The following is a 17,703-nucleotide window of genomic DNA, read 5'->3' as shown; positions in this document are numbered from 1 at the left end:
TTTTAACCTCTTGTGGAGGTACGACCCGCCGACCGGCGTGAACCTTGTCTCCCCGGTCGGCGGGCCGCTCGCGCGCCCGGTCAGCGGGTGCGCGCCTCCGCCATGCGCTGCTCGGCGAGCCGGTCGGCCGCCGCGGCCGGCGGAATCCCGTCCGCCTTCGCACGTGCGAATATTTCCAGCGTGGTGTCGAAGATCTTCGTCGCCTTCGCCTTGCACCGGTCGAAGTCGAAGCCGTGCAGCTCGTCGGCCACCTGGATCACCCCACCGGCGTTGACCACGTAGTCGGGGGCGTACAGAACCGACCGGTCGGCCAGATCCTTCTCCACCCCCGGGTGCGCGAGCTGGTTGTTGGCCGCGCCGCACACCACCTTCGCGGTGAGCACCGGCACGGTCGCGTCGTTCAGCGCGCCGCCGAGGGCGCACGGCGCGTAGACGTCCAGGCCCTCGGTGCGGATCAGGGCGTCGGTGTCGGCCGCCACGGCGACCTCGGGGTGCAGCTCGGTGATCCGGCGCAGCGACTCCTCGCGGACGTCGGTGATCACGACCTCGGCCCCGTCGGAGAGCAGGTGCTCGACGAGGTGGCGGCCCACCTTGCCGACCCCGGCGACGCCGACCTTGCGGCCGCGCAGCGAGGGGTCGCCCCACAGGTGCTGGGCCGAGGCGCGCATCCCCTGGAAGACGCCGAACGCGGTGAGCACGGAGGAGTCGCCCGCGCCGCCGTTCTCGGGGGAGCGGCCGGTGGTCCAGCGGCACTCGCGGGCGACGACGTCCATGTCGGCGACGTAGGTGCCGACATCGCAGGCGGTGACGTACCGGCCGCCGAGCGAGGCGACGAACCGGCCGTAGGCGAGGAGGAGTTCCTCGCTCTTGATCTGCTCGGGGTCTCCGATGATGACGGCCTTGCCGCCCCCGTGGTCGAGGCCGGCCAGGGCGTTCTTGTACGACATCCCGCGCGCGAGGTTCAGCGCGTCGGCGACGGCGTCGGCCTCGGAGTCGTAGGGGTAGAAGCGGGTGCCGCCGAGGGCGGGGCCCAGGGCGGTGGAGTGGAGCGCGATGACGGCCTTGAGACCGCTGGCGCGGTCCTGGCAGAGCACGACCTGTTCGTGGCCTCCCTGGTCGGAGTGGAACAGGGTGTGCAGTACATCGACGGGCGCGCCGGTCACATCGGTCACTGTGGTGACTCCCAAACAACGAAGCGGCGGAAGACCCTCCTGAGGGTGGGGAGGGTCTCGGACCGACCGGCTCGGCCGGTCCGACGGGCACGAGCGTAAGTCTTCCGGCGGCGCGGATCTGCCCCCCTGCGAAGGATCACCCCCTGCGGGTGATCCGCCGTGACACGATGCGCTGCATGTCGGTGGTGTCTTCGGTGCTCGTCCCTTACACGTCGTATCTCCGGGTCTATGAGCCGCTCGCCGCCTTCGCGGAGCCCGAGCGGAGCCACTGGGCGCGCTACGCGCGGCGCGGGGACCTCCCCACGGCCCAGGACGAACTGCGCCGCTCGCTCGCGGACTTGGCGGCGACGCCGCCGGTCGGGGTGCCGGTCCACGAGAGCGGTGACGCGTTCGTGGCGGAGGTGGACGGGGTGGTGTGCGTCTGCCCGTGGCGGACCAGGCTGCGCGGCTGGCTGGCCCTGGAGGAGCTGGAGGGGATGTTTCCGGCCAACGTGCTCGACGCCGTGCTGCCCGCGGTGGTGCGCGGCCAGGCGGCGGTGGACCACCAGCGCTGGCAGCGGCGCCATCCGGACGCGCGGCCGTGGATCCGGACCACGGTGTGGCAGGTGCCGGTGCGCTGGTTCGTCCTCTTCGGCGACGAGGAGCGGGAGTACCGGCCGGGGGACGGGGAGGAGGGGCCGGTCCTGCGCTACCGCACCCCCATGGTCGAGGCCCGCCGCCGGCTGGCGCGGGCGCTGCGGACCCTGCGGGAGAACGTTCCCGAGGGCCTGCTGACCGAAGGGCTGGTGGACGTGGGGCGCTGGCTGGAGGAGTTCCACCCGCGCTCCCTGGTCGAGCTGGACTACGGGGGCCTGGTGCACGCCCTGCCGGCGGAGCAGTTGGCGGGGGACCGGTCGGCGGCGGATGTGGCGGAGGGGCTCACCGCGCTGCGGGCCGGGGACGAAGGGGGCGCGGCGGAGGCGTACGCGCGGCTGGCGGAGCGCTGGCGGGCGGTCCGGGACCGGCAGTTCACCAATTGACGTGAAAAGACCCACAGCGGCATCAAGGCGACGGAACCGGGGCATCCTTCTTCCAGGACGGCCGGGAGGCCGGCGGACGGCCACCGGGGCCCGTCCGTACGGGAGGAGGAGGTCGCGTCGCCCGGCGGAGGGTGACGGAGAGGGCTCGACGGGCAGGTGACGGGCCGTGAACCTGCGTCCGGTGTGACACGTGTGAAGGGGGAGGCGGGAGCGGTGCGCCGCCGATCCAGGGACCTACGTCCCGAACCGGGCCTAAGCCTCATGCGTGATGGACGGCACTAACGGGGCCCTTGCGCCTATCCCTACTCCTCATGCCAAAATAGGACAAGGAGTCCGGGGAGGGCTCCTTCTGTCCAAGTAAGGGCAGAATGCTCGACATTGCACGCTATGGGGGGTTTGACGACTCCTGATCGCTCTGTGACTGATCGTCACCGGGGTGTGACTGTCCGCTATGGCATGGTCCATCGGCTTTCCGTCGCTGATGAACACCTGGGAGGGCAATTCCATCGGTTTGGCCGACGCGGCTGGACGGATGGTGTAGTTGTAGTGCCGAGGACAAGCCGTTCGTCCTATAACCGACTCGGCCCGCGTCCGCCATTTCGGGCAACGCGGGTCAAGGTGCAGAATTTAAAGGAAAGAACCGAGAAGGTTCGGTTCTCCCGAGGAGGCCGCTCATGACCGCTCGCACCCCTGATGCCGAGCCGCTGCTGACCCCGGCTGAGGTTGCCACGATGTTCCGCGTGGACCCGAAGACGGTCACCCGTTGGGCCAAGGCCGGCAAGCTCACGTCCATCCGCACGCTCGGTGGACACCGCCGGTACCGCGAGGCGGAGGTCCGCGCACTGCTGGCGGGTATTCCGCAGCAGCGCAGCGAGGCCTGAACACCCCTGCCTCGCAGCAGAAACAGCAGTTCGGCAGTACCGCAGTAACGCAGCACAGCACCACATCGGGCAGCTGTCGGGTCCCCCAACCCCAGTCGCCCGCCCATAGCTCCACTCGACGGACGCCTGCCCCAACGGGCGTCACACCTGTGTCTCACGGGTGTCGTCGTATCGATCGCGCTGGACTCCGCCGGGTCCAGCGCGATCTTTTTTGTGCCCTGAACGGCCTCCCTCCCCCTCCGCGGGGGCGAGTTCCTGCCCGCGCGGCTCCGACCGGGCCTCCTGCGCGCCCTGGGGGCCCTCCGGGGCCGCTCCCGGCCTTGCGGGCCGGTACCGGTCCAGAACCGGGCGGTCGGTCGGCTTCGGGGGCCGGAGGGCCCCCGGCGCGCCGTCGGCCGACAGGGGCGGCCCACGGGTCCGGAGGCCTTCGTGGGGCTGTGGGCGGGTCTGGGCGGGAGTGTGGCTGAGCGTCCCGGAGGGGGCGGGGGACGCGGTGGGACACCCCCGGACGGAACGGTCTCCCGGGGGCCGCCCCCAGTGATCGGCCCCGTGCAATTGCACATATTAAATTCACCAGTTGTAGGGGAGGCGTAAAATCCCCCAGTCTGAAAACTCTTTCGGTGACTACCGTCACACCGCCTGATGCTTGCCAACTCCCAGAGTGCCACTGCGTGGAGGGGGAAGCACCCGGCCGATGGTCATGTCGGGGAGGGTCTTTCGGCCCCGGCCCGTTCCTCCGCGGCCCGCTTTCCGGGGTCTCCGGTCGGGTTCCCGTCCGGGAGGCGGTCCTCGCGCCCCCGCCCGTCCGGCTGTCCGGCGGCCCCCTCGCCCCGGTCGTCGGCGCCCGGGCCGGCCCCGGCGGCTGCCGAGACGGCGGCGGGGGCGGCGGCGGTGGGCTCCCCGTCGCCGCCGGGCTCCATGGCGAGCCGCAGGAGGCGGTGGCAGACCGCGCAGCGGCCGGTGAGGTGGCGATAGGCGGAAGCGGCCGCCAGATGGGCGCGCAGCAGCGCGCGGATCTCGTGTCGTGCCGTGGACGCGGACATGCGAGCCACCTCCCGGTGGGCCCGGCCGTCCCCGCCGTACGTGGCGCCACAAGCGCCGAGTGCGGCCGAGGGGCGCCGGGATGCAGGGACAGCCTCTGCTCTACGGGGTACCCGGGGCGGAGGGGGCCCGTCAAGACGCGAGAAAGCCCGGATCGAAACGATCCGGGCTTTCTCCACTGCGGTCCTGACGGGATTTGAACCCGCGGCCTCCACCTTGACAGGGTGGCGAGCACTCCAAACTGCTCCACAGGACCAGGTTTTCGCCGCTTGCCTTGCGGCTTGCTGCGAAACCAGACTGTACAGGAGGGAAGAGGTCCAGGTCGACTTCACTCCTGGTGGCGACCCCGTCACCGTCCCCGCCCCGTGCCGCGTCAGGGCGCCAGGGCGTCGATCGCCTTCACGATCCGCTTGTCCGAGACGGGGAAAGCGGTGCCCAGGGCATGGGCGAAGTAGCTGACGCGCAGCTCCTCGATCATCCAGCGGAGGTCCCGCACTTCCTGGGGTACCGGCCGCCCCTGCGGGAACTGCTCCAGCAGCCAGGCGTACTCGTCCTGCATCTCGTGGACCTTCTCCATCCGGGTGGTGTCCCGCTGCACGGCCGTCGGCATCTGCTGGAGCCGCCGGTCGGCCGCCACCAGGTAGCGCATCAGGTCCGGCAGCCGGCGCAGCCCGGTGGCCGTGACGAAACCGGACGGTACGAGACGGGCCAGCTGCTCGCGCACGTCGGCGACGTTGGCCACCAGCGTCAGGCTGTTGGTCGCCTTCAGCCGGCGCTCGCACGCCTGCCACGCGGCCAGGACCTGCTGCACCTGGTCGATCGTGCGGACGGTGAGGTCCACCAGGTCCGCGCGCACCTTGTCGTAGAGCGTCCGGAACGCCTTCTCGTCCCACGCGGGACCGCCGTGCGCGGCGATCAGCCGGTCGGCGGCGGCGGTGGCGCAGTCCTCGAAGAGGGCCTGCACCGAACCGTGCGGGTTGCGGGACAGCGCCAGCTTCTGCTGGTTGCTCAGCCGGTCCGAGGCGAACTTCGCCGGGTTCACCGGGATGTTCAGCATGATCAGCCGCCGGGTGCCGCGCCACATCGCCTGCTGCTGCTCGGCCTCGGTGTCGAAGAGGCGTACGGCCACGGTGGCGCCCTGGTCGACGAGGGCCGGGTACGCCTTCACCGGCTGCCCGGCGCGACGGGTCTCGAAGACCTTGTCCAGCGTGCCGATGGTCCAGTCCGTGAGCCCCGAGCGCTCGATGGACTCGCCGGAGGGGCCCGCGGTCGCCGCGGCGGCCTGGGAGAGCGCCTGGCGGGCCTTGGGGCGCAGCGTGAGCTTCAGCGCCTCCAGGTCCTTGCCCTCCGCGACCCGGCGCCGCCGCTCGTCGACGATCCGGAACGTGATCTTGAGGTGGTCCGGGACGCGGGAGAGGTCGAAGTCGTCGGCCGTGACCGGTACGCCGACCATCCGCTGGAGCTCCCGGGCCAGCGTGACCGGCAGCGGCTCCTGGAGCGGGACCGCCCGGTCCAGGAACTTCTCCGCGTAGTTCGGCGCGGGGACGTAGTGCCGGCGGATCGGCTTCGGCAGCGAGCGGATCAGCTCGGTGACGACCTCCTCGCGCAGCCCCGGGATCTGCCAGTCGAAGCCCTCGGCCGTCACCTGGTTGAGCACCTGGAGCGGTACGTGGACGGTCACGCCGTCCGCGTCCGCGCCGGGCTCGAACTGGTACGTCACCTTGAACTTGAGCTTCCCCTGCCGCCAGGAGTCCGGGTAGTCGTCCTTGGTGACGGTCCCCGCCTTCTCGTTGATGAGCATGGAGCGCTCGAAGTCGAGGGCGTCCGGCTCCTCGCGCTTCTTCTGCTTCCACCAGGAGTCGAAGTGCGCCCCCGAGACGATGTGCTCGGGAATCCGCCGGTCGTAGAAGTCGAACAGCGTCTCGTCGTCCACGAGGATGTCGCGGCGGCGGGCCCGGTGCTCCAACTCCTCGACCTCGCCGAGGAGTTTGCGATTGTCATGGAAGAACTGGTGGTGGGTGCGCCAGTCGCCCTCGACCAGGGCGTTGCGGATGAACAGCTCCCGCGACGCCTCCTGGTCGATCCGGCCGAAATTGACCTTGCGCTGGGCGACGATCGGCACGCCGTAGAGGGTGACCCGCTCGTACGCCATCACCGCCGCCTGGTCCTTCTCCCAGTGCGGCTCGCTGTAGGTGCGCTTCACCAGGTGCTGGGCCAGCGGTTCGATCCACTCGGGCTCGACCTTGGCGTTGACCCGCGCCCACAGCCGGGAGGTCTCCACCAGCTCCGCCGACATCACGAACCGGGGCTGCTTCTTGAACAGCGCCGAGCCGGGGAAGATCGCGAACTTGGCGCCGCGCGCGCCCAGGTACTCGTTCTTCTCGGTGTCCTTGAGCCCGATGTGCGACAGCAGGCCGGCCAGCAGCGAGGTGTGCACCGCCTGCTCCGGAACGGAGGCGTCCGCCTTGGGCTCCTCGACCGTGATGCCCATCTGCTTGGCCACCGTGCGCAGCTGCGCGTAGATGTCCTGCCATTCGCGGATGCGCAGGAAGTTCAGGTACTCCTGCTTGCACATCCGGCGGAACGAGGACGATCCGCGCTCCTTCTGCTGCTCGCGGACGTACGCCCACAGGTTCAGGTACGCCAGGAAGTCGGACGTCTCGTCCTTGAACCGGGCGTGCTGCTGGTCCGCCTGCGTCTGCTTCTCGGCGGGCCGCTCGCGCGGGTCCTGGATGGAGAGCGCGGCGGCGATGACCATGACCTCGCGGGCGCAGCCGTTGCGGTCGGCCTCGATGACCATCCGGGCCAGGCGCGGGTCCACGGGCAGCTGGGAGAGCTTGCGGCCGAGGGGCGTCAGCCGCTGCCCCTTCTTCCCCTCCTGGGGGGACTTCTCCGCCTGTTCGAGCGCCCCCAGCTCCTGGAGGAGCTGCACGCCGTCGCGGATGTTGCGGTGGTCCGGCGGGTCGATGAAGGGGAACTTCTCGATGTCCCCGAGCCCGGCGGCGGTCATCTGGAGGATGACGGAGGCCAGGTTGGTGCGCAGGATCTCGGCGTCGGTGAACTCCGGCCGGGTGAGGAAGTCGTCCTCGGAGTAGAGCCGGATGCAGATGCCGTCCGACGTACGGCCGCAGCGGCCCTTGCGCTGGTTGGCGCTGGCCTGGGAGATCCGCTCGATCGGCAGCCGCTGGACCTTGGTGCGGTGGCTGTAGCGGGAGATGCGGGCGGTGCCCGGGTCGATCACGTACTTGATGCCGGGGACCGTCAGCGAGGTCTCGGCCACGTTGGTCGCCAGCACGATGCGGCGGCCCGTGTGGCGCTGGAAGACGCGGTGCTGCTCGGCGTGCGAGAGGCGGGCGTAGAGGGGGAGGACCTCGGTGTGCCGGAGGTTCCGCTTGTTCAGCGCGTCCGCCGTGTCCCGGATCTCCCGCTCGCCGGAGAGGAAGACCAGGATGTCGCCGGGGGCCTCCTGGCCCAGCTCGTCGACGGCGTCGCAGATCGCGGTGATCTGGTCGCGGTCGGAGTCCTCGCTGTCGTCCTCCAGCAGGGGCCGGTACCGCACCTCCACCGGGTACGTCCGCCCGCTGACCTCCACGATCGGGGCGTCCCCGAAGTGGCGCGCGAACCGCTCCGGGTCGATGGTCGCCGAGGTGATGACGACCTTCAGGTCGGGACGGCGGGGCAGCAGCCGGGCCAGATAGCCGAGCAGGAAGTCGATGTTGAGCGACCGCTCGTGGGCCTCGTCGATGATGATCGTGTCGTACGCCAGCAGATCGCGGTCCGTCTGGATCTCCGCGAGCAGGATGCCGTCGGTCATCACCTTCAGATACGTCGACTCCGGGTTCACCTGGTCGGTGAAGCGGACCTTCCAGCCGACGGTCTCGCCCAGCGGCGTCCTCAGCTCGTCCGCGACCCGCTCCGCGACCGTGCGGGCGGCGATCCGGCGGGGCTGGGTGTGCCCGATCATGCCCCGGACGCCGCGCCCCAGCTCCATACAGATCTTGGGGAGCTGCGTGGTCTTCCCGGACCCGGTCTCTCCGGCGACGATGACGACCTGGTGGTCGCGTATCGCCTCCAGGATCTCGTCCTTCTTCTGGCTGACGGGCAGCTCGTCCGGGTACGACAGGGCGGGCAGCCGGGCCGCGCGCGCCGCGAGCCGTTCGGCCGCCCTGCCCGCCTCGGCCGCGATCTCGTCCAGCACGGACTGGCGGGCCTCGGGCTTGCGGATGCGGCGCGCTCCTTCGAGGCGCCGGCCGAGCCGGTTCGCGTCGCGGAGCGAGAGCTGTCCGAGCTGGGACTGGAGATCGGCGAAGGAAGTAGACATACGGCTCCCAGGATCTCACCCGGGCCGGTTCGGTGGCGACCTCATTTCGCGCGGGCTGCGTCACGCGGCACGTACCATTTCGGGCAGCCGAACGCCCCGTCACCGCCGCTCACGCGAGAAAGGCCCGGTCCCGTGTCCCGTACGCAGTGGTGGAGCCTGACGGCGCTGCTCGCGGTGGTGGCGGGGCTGCTGTGCGGGCCGGCGGCCTTCGGGGGCGCCGGTGAGGGCGGCGTACGGGCTGCTTCCGACGTGCGGGTCCTGGCCCGGGACGCGGGCCGGGCGGCCGGTTCGGTCGCCCCGGCGGACGCGGTGGCCCCCGCGACCGGGGCCGCCGCCGCGCGGACCCCGGCAGGCCCGGCCCCCGCCTTCGCGGTCGTCGAGGCGAGTGCACCGGCTTCCGCGCCCGGGGCCGCCGGGACGAGCGTCCCGGTCTCCGCCTCCGGGGGCGCCGAGACAAGCTTCCCGGCCTCCGCCTCCGAGACCGCCGACGCCGGCGTCCCGGCAGGGGCCGAGGTAGAGGCCGACGACGCCCCCGTTCCCGGCTGCGGCAAGCTCCGCGACCACGACGGTGAGCCCGCCGTGCCCTCCCGTGCCCGGGGCGGCCACGACCAGGCGCCGGGCCTCGCTCCGTGGGGGCTGCCCGCCGCCACGGGGGCGCCCTCGGCCGAGTCGCCGCCGGGGGTCCGGGCCCGCGCCCCGGCCCCGTACACCCCGACGCCCGTCGAACTCTCCGTGCTGCGGGTGTAGGCGGGCCCGCACCGCCCGCCCCACCTCCTGCCTCTCCTTTCCCTCCCTTTCCGCACCAGCACGGAGTGCCGCATGCCCACGTCCAAGAAGCCCGCACCCCCGAAGCCCGCCTCCAAGAAGCCCGCTCCCGCATCGAAGAAGCCCCTCGTCTACGGCGCGGTGGTGGTGGTCGCCGCCGGGCTGCTCGGGTTCGCCTCGTACCGGGCCACCTCCCCCGACACGTCCTCCGACGACACCACCGCCACCGGCCCCGCCGCCGAGGTCTCCGCCGACCCGGCCGAGGGCGTCTACCCGGAGCTGGCGAAGCTCGCCCGCCGGGACGCGGACGACAAGCTGGCCATCGGCCGCCCGGACGCCCCGGTCGTCCTGATCGAGTACGCCGACTTCAAGTGCGGCTACTGCGGCAAGTTCGCCCGGGACACCGAGCCGGAACTGATCGAGAAGTACGTGGAGGACGGCACGCTGCGCATCGAGTGGCGCAACTTCCCGATCTTCGGCGAGGAGTCCGAGAGCGCGGCACGGGCCGCCTGGGCCGCCGGGCAGCAGAACCGCTTCTGGGAGTTCCACGGTGCCGCCTACGCCGAGGGGGCGAAGGAGAAGGGCTTCGGCAAGGACCGGATCAAGGGGCTCGCCCTGGAGGCCGGGGTGAAGGACCTGGACCGGTTCATGAAGGACCTCGACGGCGACGCGGCCCGTGCGGCGGTCAAGAAGGACCAGGAGCAGGGGTACGGGATCGGCGCCACGTCCACGCCGTCGTTCCTGATCAACGGCCGCCCCATCGCGGGCGCCCAGCCGGAGGAGACGTTCACCCGCGCCATCGAGGCCGCCGCCGAGCAGGCGAGGGCGACCGGGGCGGGCCAGGCCGGGGAGCCCGCCAAGTGACGGCGGACATCGGCTACTTCGCGGCGTTCCTCGGCGGGCTGCTCGCCCTGGTCAGCCCGTGCAGCGCGCTGCTGCTGCCGGCGTTCTTCGCGTACTCCATCGACTCCGCCTCCCGGCTGCTGGCCCGCACCGGCATCTTCTACGCCGGGCTCGCCACCACCCTCGTCCCGCTCGGGGCGGCCGGTTCGTACGCCGGGCGGCTGTTCTACGGCCACCGCGACGCCCTCGTCACCGGCGCCGGCTGGCTGATCATCGCCCTCGGCGCGGCGCAGATCGTCGGCCTCGGCTTCGCCTCGCGGCGGATGGCCGAACTCAGCGGGCGTATCCGCCCCACCACGGCGTTCTCCGTCTACGCGCTCGGCGCGGTCTACGGCCTGGCCGGCTTCTGCGCGGGCCCGATCCTCGGCAGCGTCCTGACCGTGGCGGCGGTCAGCGGCAGCCCGGTCTACGGAGGGCTGCTGCTGGCGGTGTACGCGCTCGGCATGGCGGTCCCCCTGTTCGTCCTCGCCCTGCTGTGGGAACGCTTCGACCTCGGCCGCCGGTCCTGGCTGCGCGGCCGGACCGTGCGCCTCGGCCGGTTCGAGCTGCACACCACGTCGCTGCTGTCGGGCCTGTTCTTCATCGGGCTCGGCACGCTGTTCCTCGTGTACGACGGGACGACCGCGCTGCCCGGTCTGCTGGGGGTCGACGGTTCGTTCGCGGTCGAGCAGTGGGCGCAGCGGCTCGGCGAGCGGGTGCCGGACCTGGCCGCGCTGGCCGGGGCGGTGCTGCTGGCGCTGCTGGTCCTGGGCGTACGGATGAGGCGGCGGCGCGGCGCGGACGGGACACCCGACGCGGGGGCCGAGGAGACCGAGAAGGCCGAGAAGGTGTGACACGGCGAAGGCCCCGTCCGGTGGACGGGGCCTTCGAGAGGTGGCTGGGGCCGGGATCGAACCGGCGACCTATCGCTTTTCAGGCGATCGCTCGTACCAACTGAGCTACCCAGCCACGCAGCCGCTGGGGCTGCAAGCGGTCCTGACGGGATTTGAACCCGCGGCCTCCACCTTGACAGGGTGGCGAGCACTCCAAACTGCTCCACAGGACCAAGCAATGTGCGAAACAAGTCTCGCACACGGTGAAACGTGCCCCCAACGGGATTCGAACCCGTGCTACCGCCTTGAAAGGGCGGCGTCCTGGGCCACTAGACGATGAGGGCTATTGGCCCGCCGGTTCGCTTTGCAGCGCGTCGGGGACGTGAGAAGCATATGGGATGGGTGGAGCTATCGCCAAAACGGTTTACGGCGACGGGGTGGGGCGCCCCGGGGAGCGGCCCGGCGAGGCTCCCGCGGAGGGCGAGGAGGACGGCGACGGGGTGGGGGAGGCGGAGCCGCCCTCCTTGAGGTTCTCCTCCGGGAGATGGCGGCCGACCTCGGCGGTCGTCAGCCCGAGGCCGCCCAGCGTGATCTCGTCCCACGCCTGGAGGCGGCGGGTCGAGCGGTCCATGTAGAGCACCGAGGCGTGCACCTTCTCGGGCTTCTCGTTCTGCACGGCGCGCAGTCCGCCGCCTCCGGTGGAGCCCTCGACCTTCAGCCGGGTGCCGAACTTCAGCTGCTCGTTGATCCGCCGGTGGTAGTGGCCGGAGAGCACCAGCGGGACCGTGCCGTCGGTCTCGCGGGCGGTGTTCGGGTCGTGGGCGACGGCGATGTCGGCCGGGGTGCCGGCGCGCTCCTGGTCGCGCAGCGCGGAGGCCAGGCGCATGCCCTCCAGCCGGGCGGCCTCCTTGTTGCCGCCGGGGCCGGTCCGGTCCGGGGTGAAGGAGACGTCGCCGGTGCCCGCGATCCGCAGCCCGCCGACGTTCACCGCCGCGCCGTCGTCGAGTACGTGGACGTTCTCGAACTTCTTCAGGTACGCCTGGGTGACGGGGGAGTCGTGGTTGCCGCGCACCCACACGTAGGGCGCGCCGAGGTCGCGGATCGGGTCGAGGAAGCCGTTCTCCGCGGCGGAGCCGTGGTCCATGGTGTCGCCGGAGTCGACGATGACGTCGATCTCGTACTGCTCGACGAGCGAGGCGATGATGTGCCACGCGGCCGGGTTCAGATGGATGTCGGAGACGTGCAGGACCCGGATCGTGCCGGGGTCGGGCTGGTAGACGGGGAGCGTGGAGGTCGCGTCGTACAGCTTGGTGACGTTGGTGACCAGCCGGGCCAGTTCCCGCTGGTAGAGGTCGAACTCGGTGACGATGGAACGGGCGTCGCCGACCAGGGACGGGGCGCTGGAGAGCAGCCCGGAGAACTTCGGTTCCAGGACGGACTTCGGGTTCCAGGTGGCGTACGCGCTGACGCCCGAGGCGGCCAGCAGGGTGAGGGCGAGCCCCCCGGCGGCCAGGGCGCGGCGGGGGCGGCGGTAGACGACGAGGCCGAGCGCGACCGCCCCGGAGACGACGGCGACGCAGGAGCGCACGGCCAGCTCGCGGGTGCCGGAGGCGACGTCCCGGGTGACCTCGTCCTGGAGGTTGGAGAACCGTTCCGGCCGGTCGACCAGGGCCTGGGAGCGCTCGGGGTCGAGGCGGTCCACGTCCACGTCGAGCCGGAGCGGCGCGATGTGCGAGTCCAGTTCCAGCGCGCCGAGCGGGGAAATGTTGATCCTGCTGCCGCCGCTGAGGGAGGGGCGCAGCGCCATGTCGGTGTCCATGGGGCCGACCGGCGTACGGATGCTGCCCACGGCGAGCAGCCCCAGCCAGGCCCCCAGCACGACCACGGCCAGCATGCCGAGGGCGCGGAGGAAGGGGCGGCGGGCGGGGGACGCCAGGTCACCGGCGGCCGCCGGGCCGGTGCGCGGCGGCCGGGGGCCGTTCGCGGCGCGTCCCGGGAGGCTGCCCGGCGCGGGGCCGCCGGGCGCCCGGCCGCCGGCCTTCGCGCGGCCGGATCCGGGGCGCTCGGGCTCGGGACCGCCGGCCTTCGTGCCGCCGGAGCCGGGGCGGTCGGACTTCGTGCGGACGAGCTGGCTGAGGCGGTGCCGGACGCGGTCGGCTGCGGCACGGAACGGGGCGCGGACCATTGGGCGCGTATGCCCCGGTACGGGCTCCGTCATGCCGGGTGGCGGGGGCGGAACGGGGCGAGGAGGCGCCGACGCGTACGGCCCGTCCGCCGCCCCCGTACGGGACAATGACCGGGTGCTGGAGATGACGCGCGAACAGTTCGAAGAGCTGGTGAGCCAGGCTCTGGACCGGATTCCGCCGGAGTTGACGCGGCTGATGGACAACGTGGCGGTGTTCGTCGAGGACGAACCGGACCCCGGCGACCCCGATCTGCTCGGGCTCTACGAGGGCACGCCGCTCACCGACCGCGGCGAGTGGTACGCGGGAGTGCTGCCGGACCGGATCACCATCTACCGGGGCCCGACCCTGCGGATGTGCGAGACGCAGGAGGACGTCGTCGCGGAGACCGAGATCACCGTGGTCCACGAGATCGCCCACCACTTCGGCATCGACGACGAGCGGTTGCACGCCCTGGGCTACGGATGAGCGAGCAGGAGCCGCCGCGGCCCGGCCCGCCCGCCGCACCGCAGAGCCGGGTGCTCGCGGCGGTCGCCGCCGGCGGCGCGCTCGGGGCGCTCGCCCGGTACGGGGCGCTGGTTCTGTGGCCCGGGACGGGCGGCTTCCCGTGGACGGTGTTCGCGGTCAACGTGAGCGGCTGCGCCCTGATCGGGGTGCTGATGGTGCTGACCGCCGAGCGCGGCCGGATCACGCGTCCGCTGGTGCGGCCCTTCCTCGGGGTCGGGGTGCTCGGCGGCTACACGACCTTCTCGACGTACGCGGCGGGCGCCTGGGGCCTGCTGGCCCGTGAGGAGGTCGCGGTGGCGATGGCGTACACGGTGGCGACGGCGGTGGCCGCGCTCGGCGCGGTGGGGGCGGCGGCCGTCGCGACGCGGGCCGCCCTGGACCGGGGTGCGCGGTCGGCCGGGCCGCGGACCGGGCGGACGACGTGACCCGGCCGGCCCGGGGCACGCGGACCCCCCGGGGCGTTCAGGGAGTTTGGGGCGAGCGGGGTCTCCCGGGCGAACGGGGCCTCCGGTGCCTCCAAGGCGTGCGGGGCCTCCGGTGCCTCCAGGGCGTGGGGGGCGTCCGGGGCGGGAGGCGGGCGGCGTGACCTGGCTGCTGGTGGCGCTCGGCGGGGCGGTGGGCGCACCCCTGCGCTACCTGACGGACCGTGCGGTGCGGGCGCGCCAGGGGCCGGGCGTCCCGGGCGTCTTCCCCTGGGGCACCTTCGCGGTGAACACGGCGGGCAGCCTGCTGCTCGGCGTGCTGACCGGCGCGGCGGTCTCCTCCCCGGTGCACGCCCTGCTGGCGACGGGGCTGTGCGGGGCGCTGACCACGTACTCGACGTTCTCCTACGAAACCCTCCGCCTGGCCGAGACGGGCCGCCCCCTCCTGGCCGCGGCCAACGTGCTGGTCTCCCTGCCGACGGGGCTGGGGGCGGTGTTCCTGGGGGCGGAGCTGGCGGGCGGGATCGGCGGGTAGGGGCCCGGCGCACGGGGGTGGCCCCGGCGGGCGTGACAGGGGCATCGGGGTGGTGCGAGCGGCCGGCGTACGGGGCATCGGGGCGGTGCGAGCGGCCGGCGTACGGGGGTGGCTCGGGCGGGCGTCGCGGGGGCGGGCGCGGTTTCGGGCGTGTCTCCGGCGGGGTCGGGGGAGTTGGGCACGGTACGACGCCGGGCCGGTCGCCGCCGGTTTCCGTTCCGGTCGCCCCGGTCTCCGTTCCGGCGTCCACCACGGTGCGCCCGGTTCGGCGCCCCGGCCCGTCCGGGCGTCGCGCTCCACCCACGCCACGCCCCCGCTCCCTCGTCCCGGAGGTGCCCCTCGTGCGCCAGTTGTCCGCCCCCGTCCGCTGGGCAGCCGCCACCGCGCTGACGATCGCCGCCTCCACCGGCTGTATGAGCGTCGGCGAGAACGACGCCGGGGCCCCCGGCCCCTCCCGCTCCGCCGGGCCCCGGGGGGCCGACGCCGACCCCGCCGCGGACACGGTCCCCGACGCCGGGCGGGCCGGAAGGGGCGGCGGGGACGCCCACCCCCACTCGGACCGGGCCGTCCCCGGCGCCACCCCGCGCCCGGACGCCTCCGAGGCGGGGCCGAAGGCCACCCCCGCGGGCCCGCACCCCGAACCGGCGGCCCCGGACCCCACCCGAGGCGCCGGCGCCCCGCCCCCGACGCCCACGCCCTCGACCCCGGGGCCGGGCGAGCCGCCGCCGACCGTCCCGGAGCCGCCGGCCCCGCCGTCGCCCTCCCCGGACCCGGAGCCCGAGCCGGAGCCCACCGACCCGCCGGAACCGTCACCCTCGGCCTCGCCCGCCGCGCAGCTCCGGGCGCAGGGGATGAGCGGCCGGGAGGTCGTCGGCCCGCCCTGGACGCCGGAGGCATCGCCGCAGGTGGGACCGGTGTAGCGGAGGGTTCTCGCCGCCGGGTTTGCGCAATGTGGGGGGGAGTGCGTATGGTAGTAGATCGTTTGATCCCATTGCCCGGCGCCGACACAGAAGAGCGCCGTGTGGCGCGTACTCTCCCTTGCCGTGGCTGGACCGCATTGAGGCGGTCGAAATTGCGAATCACGGAGTTATGGGCGCGTGCCGAGACTCCGGAAGGTTTCGCATTTCGCATGTCAATTTCCAGTTCTGACCGCACCGTCATGCCCGAGAACGTCGACAGCGCCGAGCTCGCCGAGCTCGTCGAGTCCGCCGTGACCGAGGCCCCCGCCGGCGCGTCCGCCCCGGCCGCCGAGAAGACCCCGGCCGCCGAGAAGGCCCCCGTGGCCGAGAAGTCCGTCGCGGACTTCGTCGCCGACAAGGCCGACCAGCAGGACGCCGAGAAGGCCGACGACCCGCAGGCCGCCGCGGCCCCCGAGGCATCCGCCGAGGAGGGCGCGGACGCCGAGGCCGAGGCCGACGCCGAGCCGACCCTCACCTTCGGTGACCTGGGCCTGCCCGAGGGCATCGTCCGCAAGCTCGCGCAGAACGGTGTGACCGCCCCCTTCCCGATCCAGGCGGCGACCATCCCGGACGCCCTGGCCGGCAAGGACATCCTGGGCCGTGGCCGTACGGGCTCCGGCAAGACGCTCTCCTTCGGTCTGCCGACGCTGGCCACGCTGGCCGGCGGCCGCACCGAGAAGAAGAAGCCCCGCGCGGTCATCCTCACCCCCACCCGTGAGCTGGCGATGCAGGTCGCGGACGCGCTGCAGCCGTACGGCGACGTGCTCGGCCTCAAGATGAAGGTCGTCTGCGGCGGTACGTCGATGGGCAACCAGATCTACGCCCTGGAGCGCGGTGTCGACGTCCTCGTCGCCACCCCGGGCCGCCTGCGCGACATCATCACCCGCGGCGCCTGCTCCCTGGAGGACGTCCAGGTCGCCGTCCTCGACGAGGCCGACCAGATGTCGGACCTGGGCTTCCTGCCCGAGGTCACCGAGCTGCTCGACCAGATCCCCGCCGGTGGTCAGCGGATGCTCTTCTCCGCCACCATGGAGAACGAGATCGGCACGCTGGTCAAGCGCTACCTCTCCAACCCGGTCACGCACGAGGTCGACAGCGCCCAGGGCAACGTCACGACCATGTCGCACCACGTCCTCGTCGTGAAGCCGAAGGACAAGGCGCCGGTCACGGCCGCCATCGCCGCCCGCAAGGGCCGCACGATCATCTTCGTCCGCACCCAGCTGGGCGCCGACCGCATCGCCGAGCAGCTCATCGAGTCCGGCGTGAAGGCCGACGCGCTGCACGGCGGCATGACCCAGGGCGCCCGTACGCGGGTCCTGGAGGACTTCAAGAAGGGCTACGTCAACGCGCTCGTCGCGACCGACGTGGCCGCCCGAGGCATCCACGTCGACGGCATCGACCTGGTCCTGAACGTGGACCCGGCCGGCGACCACAAGGACTACCTGCACCGCTCGGGCCGTACCGCCCGCGCCGGCAAGTCCGGCGTCGTCGTCTCGCTGGCGCTCCCCCACCAGCGCCGCCAGATCTTCCGCCTGATGGAGGACGCGGGCGTCGACGCCTCGCGCCACATCGTCCAGGGCGCGGGCGTCTTCGAGCCGGAGGTCGCCGAGATCACCGGCGCCCGTTCGCTCACCGAGGTCCAGGCCGACTCCGCGAACAACGCCGCCAAGCAGGCCGAGCGCGAGGCCGCCGACCTGACGAAGCAGCTGGAGCGGGTCCAGCGCCGTGCCGTCGAGCTGCGCGAGGAGGCCGACCGCCTGGTGGCCCGTGCCGCGCGCGAGCGGGGCGAGGACCCGGAGGCCGCGGTGGCCGAGGTGGCCGCCGAGGCCGAGGCCGCCCTCGTGGCAGCCGTCTCCGTCCCCGAGCAGCCGGCCGCCCGCGACGAGCAGCGCCGCGACGAGCGGGGCAACTACGAGCGCCGCGACAACCGCGGTGGCGACCGTGGCGGCTACCGCGGTGGCAACGACCGTCCCTCGGGTGGTTTCCGTTCCGGTGGCAACGACCGCCGTGACGACCGTGGTGGCCGTTCCTTCGAGCGTCGCGACAACGACCGTCCGGCGTTCAACCGCGACCGTCGCGACGACCGCCCCTCGGGTGGTTTCCGTTCCGGTGGCAACGACCGCCGTGACGACCGTGGTGGCCGTTCCTTCGAGCGTCGCGACAACGACCGTCCGGCGTTCAAC

The 17,703-nt window shown here is 72.7% G+C and carries 14 protein-coding genes and 4 tRNA genes; 10 read left to right on the top strand and 8 right to left on the bottom strand.

Annotation, left to right across the window (positions count from 1 at the left end; translation table 11 throughout):
- Positions 1-80: 80 nt before the first annotated feature.
- Positions 81-1,172, bottom strand: a complete 1,092-nt coding sequence (locus ACH4K1_RS28990; protein WP_398092526.1) for a Leu/Phe/Val dehydrogenase — start codon at positions 1,170-1,172, stop codon at positions 81-83.
- A 176-nt stretch (positions 1,173-1,348) separates the two neighbouring features.
- Between ACH4K1_RS28990 and ACH4K1_RS28985 the strand changes: the two genes are divergently transcribed.
- A complete protein-coding gene (locus tag ACH4K1_RS28985; protein WP_398092525.1) occupies positions 1,349-2,191 on the top strand; it encodes a hypothetical protein in 843 nt (280 codons plus the stop codon).
- 674 nt (positions 2,192-2,865) lie between these two features.
- The gene (gene bldC, locus ACH4K1_RS28980; protein WP_003949541.1) at positions 2,866-3,072 is read left to right on the top strand and encodes a developmental transcriptional regulator BldC; all 207 of its coding nucleotides are present in this window, start codon (positions 2,866-2,868) and stop codon (positions 3,070-3,072) included.
- A gap of 698 nt (positions 3,073-3,770) precedes the next feature.
- On the opposite strand, the gene ACH4K1_RS28975 is transcribed toward bldC, so the two are convergent.
- The 3 genes from ACH4K1_RS28975 to hrpA form a co-directional block, all read right to left on the bottom strand.
- Positions 3,771-4,115, bottom strand: a complete 345-nt coding sequence (locus ACH4K1_RS28975) for a DUF6274 family protein (RefSeq protein ID WP_398092524.1) — start codon at positions 4,113-4,115, stop codon at positions 3,771-3,773.
- 179 nt (positions 4,116-4,294) lie between these two features.
- Positions 4,295-4,369 (bottom strand) — tRNA-Asp (locus tag ACH4K1_RS28970).
- A gap of 117 nt (positions 4,370-4,486) precedes the next feature.
- Complete coding sequence (hrpA, locus tag ACH4K1_RS28965) at positions 4,487-8,434, bottom strand: ATP-dependent RNA helicase HrpA (protein ID WP_398092523.1); 3,948 nt, start codon at positions 8,432-8,434, stop codon at positions 4,487-4,489.
- Between the two features lie 132 nt (positions 8,435-8,566).
- Between hrpA and ACH4K1_RS28960 the strand changes: the two genes are divergently transcribed.
- From ACH4K1_RS28960 to ACH4K1_RS28950, 3 genes are all read left to right on the top strand, one after another.
- Positions 8,567-9,181, top strand: a complete 615-nt coding sequence (locus ACH4K1_RS28960) for a hypothetical protein (RefSeq protein WP_398092522.1) — start codon at positions 8,567-8,569, stop codon at positions 9,179-9,181.
- 72 nt (positions 9,182-9,253) lie between these two features.
- The gene (locus ACH4K1_RS28955; RefSeq protein WP_398092521.1) at positions 9,254-10,063 is read left to right on the top strand and encodes a DsbA family protein; all 810 of its coding nucleotides are present in this window, start codon (positions 9,254-9,256) and stop codon (positions 10,061-10,063) included.
- On the top strand, positions 10,060-10,935 hold the full coding sequence (locus ACH4K1_RS28950) for a cytochrome c biogenesis CcdA family protein (RefSeq protein ID WP_398092520.1): 876 nt from the start codon (positions 10,060-10,062) through the stop codon (positions 10,933-10,935). The genes ACH4K1_RS28955 and ACH4K1_RS28950 overlap by 4 nt, the downstream gene beginning before the upstream one ends.
- A gap of 41 nt (positions 10,936-10,976) precedes the next feature.
- On the opposite strand, the gene ACH4K1_RS28945 is transcribed toward ACH4K1_RS28950, so the two are convergent.
- From ACH4K1_RS28945 to ACH4K1_RS28930, 4 genes are all read right to left on the bottom strand, one after another.
- Positions 10,977-11,050, bottom strand: a tRNA-Phe gene (locus ACH4K1_RS28945).
- Positions 11,051-11,072: 22 nt separating this feature from the next.
- Positions 11,073-11,147, bottom strand: a tRNA-Asp gene (locus ACH4K1_RS28940).
- A 38-nt stretch (positions 11,148-11,185) separates the two neighbouring features.
- Positions 11,186-11,258 (bottom strand) — tRNA-Glu (locus ACH4K1_RS28935).
- 80 nt (positions 11,259-11,338) lie between these two features.
- Positions 11,339-13,099, bottom strand: coding sequence for a metallophosphoesterase (locus tag ACH4K1_RS28930; RefSeq protein ID WP_398092519.1), 1,761 nt, complete (start codon positions 13,097-13,099; stop codon positions 11,339-11,341).
- Between the two features lie 115 nt (positions 13,100-13,214).
- Between ACH4K1_RS28930 and ACH4K1_RS28925 the strand changes: the two genes are divergently transcribed.
- The 5 genes from ACH4K1_RS28925 to ACH4K1_RS28905 all read left to right on the top strand — a co-directional run.
- Positions 13,215-13,565, top strand: coding sequence for a metallopeptidase family protein (locus ACH4K1_RS28925; RefSeq protein ID WP_006125792.1), 351 nt, complete (start codon positions 13,215-13,217; stop codon positions 13,563-13,565).
- Positions 13,562-14,029, top strand: coding sequence for a fluoride efflux transporter FluC (locus ACH4K1_RS28920; RefSeq protein ID WP_398092518.1), 468 nt, complete (start codon positions 13,562-13,564; stop codon positions 14,027-14,029). The genes ACH4K1_RS28925 and ACH4K1_RS28920 overlap by 4 nt, the downstream gene beginning before the upstream one ends.
- Positions 14,030-14,186: 157 nt before the next feature.
- Positions 14,187-14,561, top strand: a complete 375-nt coding sequence (locus ACH4K1_RS28915) for a fluoride efflux transporter FluC (RefSeq protein WP_398092517.1) — start codon at positions 14,187-14,189, stop codon at positions 14,559-14,561.
- Between the two features lie 341 nt (positions 14,562-14,902).
- Positions 14,903-15,481: a hypothetical protein gene (locus ACH4K1_RS28910; protein ID WP_398092516.1), complete on the top strand. Its 579-nt coding sequence runs from the start codon at positions 14,903-14,905 to the stop codon at positions 15,479-15,481.
- A 239-nt stretch (positions 15,482-15,720) separates the two neighbouring features.
- The coding region (locus ACH4K1_RS28905) for a DEAD/DEAH box helicase (RefSeq protein WP_398092581.1) at positions 15,721-17,703 on the top strand (1,983 nt) is incomplete at its 3' end.

The sequence above is a fragment of the Streptomyces sp. NPDC017448 genome (genome assembly GCF_044330565.1).
Taxonomy (GTDB): Bacteria; Actinomycetota; Actinomycetes; order Streptomycetales; family Streptomycetaceae; genus Streptomyces.
This window is presented reverse-complemented; position numbering and strand designations above follow the sequence as displayed.